This is a genomic window from Yersinia sp. 2542 StPb PI, from assembly GCF_048593855.1.
GTDB lineage: Bacteria > Pseudomonadota > Gammaproteobacteria > Enterobacterales > Enterobacteriaceae > Yersinia > Yersinia enterocolitica_E.
The window spans coordinates 1-2,181 of the sequence record NZ_JAZGQA010000338.1; the positions used below are offsets into that span (position 1 = coordinate 1).

Genomic DNA, 2,181 nt, shown 5'->3' on the forward strand with positions numbered 1-2,181 from the left:
CTGCAACTGCCAATGATATGAGAGATTACACCACCGCCCCACCAGAGGTATGTTTATATTCAGAGGATAAATTTCAAGGAAAATCAAAATGTTTTTCCAACAAAAAGAAAGCTGATCTTTTTAACGAAGACGATACCATGATAGGAAATGACAATGCTTCATCAATTTATATTCCCGACGGGATGTTAGCCACCATATATAAAAATGATGATTATAGCCCGCCTTATTTTAACTTAACCGAGTCTATCGAGCAGCCCGCTTTAGCCAATTTGTATATGGATAATGAAATCAGTGGCATTGAGGTCGCTTATTCACCTATTGAAGGTTGTAGTGAACGTTGTGTCATTCTAAAAAGAATGCAACTGCCTTTATCCGATATCTTTGCTCATCAATGGAGTGATCCTAACCATCCCAATAAACAAGTGTTATTGAGTTTTGATGTTAATGATCAGAGTGTTTTTATGACGGAATTATCTTTAGGACCAATAATATGGTTTTCTCACCGAGATATATTCATCTTTAATAGTCCGCAGAGTAAAGAACCGCTAGCATTTCGCATCAACCCCGAGGCGGACAGATTCTCTCTGTTATTCCATATTAACAACAACAGTATTGCCGTAGATTATATGGAAAGCCGTGGCACTGAACAGATAGCCTTATCCCCCACTATAACGCTTGGCAATGCCCCCTTTGATCGCCCAGTAGAAACCTCAGCCATCGTTATTAATAATACCGGCAAGCAACCACTTATCATCGACCAAATAGTGATGGCTGCCAGCGCTGAAGATATTCAGTCGGTACACCACCGAAGCGAACGCGATACCGCCGGAACATTAGGTTGTACCTTCATTCCCGCGTTGGCGATTTATAATTACGTCACTCATAGCCACTGCACTCAGGGCGATACACTGTGGAGTACAGTAAAACATTGGTTTTCTGATGATAACAAAGATAAATCGATGGCGGTTACCACCAAGTCACCCTTGCTGAAACCACAGCCACAATTACCCCAAAATAGTGGCAGCGCAACACTGACATTAACCAGGCTCGACACCCAATTACATAATCAGTCACTCACCCTACCCGCCACCGCGCAATTTTGTAAAACCTCGATAGATAATATCCTCGCCGAGCGTTATCCCCGTGATACAAATGTAAACTGCCGCCTGTGGGTATCAAGAGTTTTGGCGGATTTCACCCTGCTATACGGTGATTCATTACGCGACTGGACGCTGGATGTTTTACGCCGAGTATTAACACAAATTTATGAGGAAGATACACCAGCCATTCCAAATAGGGACTCGGCAGCAGGAAGCCGCCTGGTTAATGAAGTTAGAGAGGCTATGCGCAATCTGGGGGCGGAGGAAACCATCCGCCAGATATCTCAAGCATTTGATCATACAAGATTAAATTACGCACGCTATCTGGCGCACAACCCTGGCGCGACGGAATCCCCCTTGGGTGCACAGCGCTTGCCATTAGGGACATATTCACTCTCTTTGGCCTCTTATCATTACCCCACAGAGAGGCCTGCGGTACGCGTGTTTGAGAATGAACAATGGGTCACCCAACCCAATTTATATTTTGATGTCGATATTCTTGATACCACCATCCCGACCCGGCCAGATATCGATGCCGCCTTTATGGATGATGCTTTAGCAGCAGCAGGCGCATGGTCAGACATATATAACGATGCCCCCGTCTATTACCACATCACTAACGAACCCTGGTCGGAACATGACCGAACTATCGCGGCTGGGCGAACAAATAGTTACTTTCTATACAGTGAATTACTCGCACCCGAACATGACGATGTGTACGCAGCGGTTCGGTTACAAGGAGATGTTGTTAGTCTCCTGGTCGCCAGAAGAGATGAGTCGTTTGAAAATAGTCACGAGAACTACTACATCGAATTTTTTGTAACTGACCCAAACTATGTGCTAATCCCGAAAGATGAAGGCAGTATTCGCGGGGCGGGAAGCGCCGCACTACACGAAATGGCGCGTTATCTACAACAACATGGGGTGAAATTTTTACGTTTTCGTGCGCCAAGTCAACCCGCAGCGCGAGTGAGCACCAAACTCGGCTTCCATCATGATGAATTTTGATCGTTAAATATCATTTCCCACAGACTCTGCACTGATGGTTAATTCAAAAGTAAGGGATTATCATTTGAATAAT

The 2,181-nt window shown here is 44.7% G+C and carries 1 protein-coding gene; it reads left to right on the top strand.

The annotated features are described in order from the left end of the window. Positions 1-2,108: GNAT family N-acetyltransferase (locus V1952_RS21375; protein ID WP_420075505.1), on the top strand; the 2,108-nt coding region annotated here is incomplete at its 5' end. Positions 2,109-2,181 lie beyond the last annotated feature (73 nt).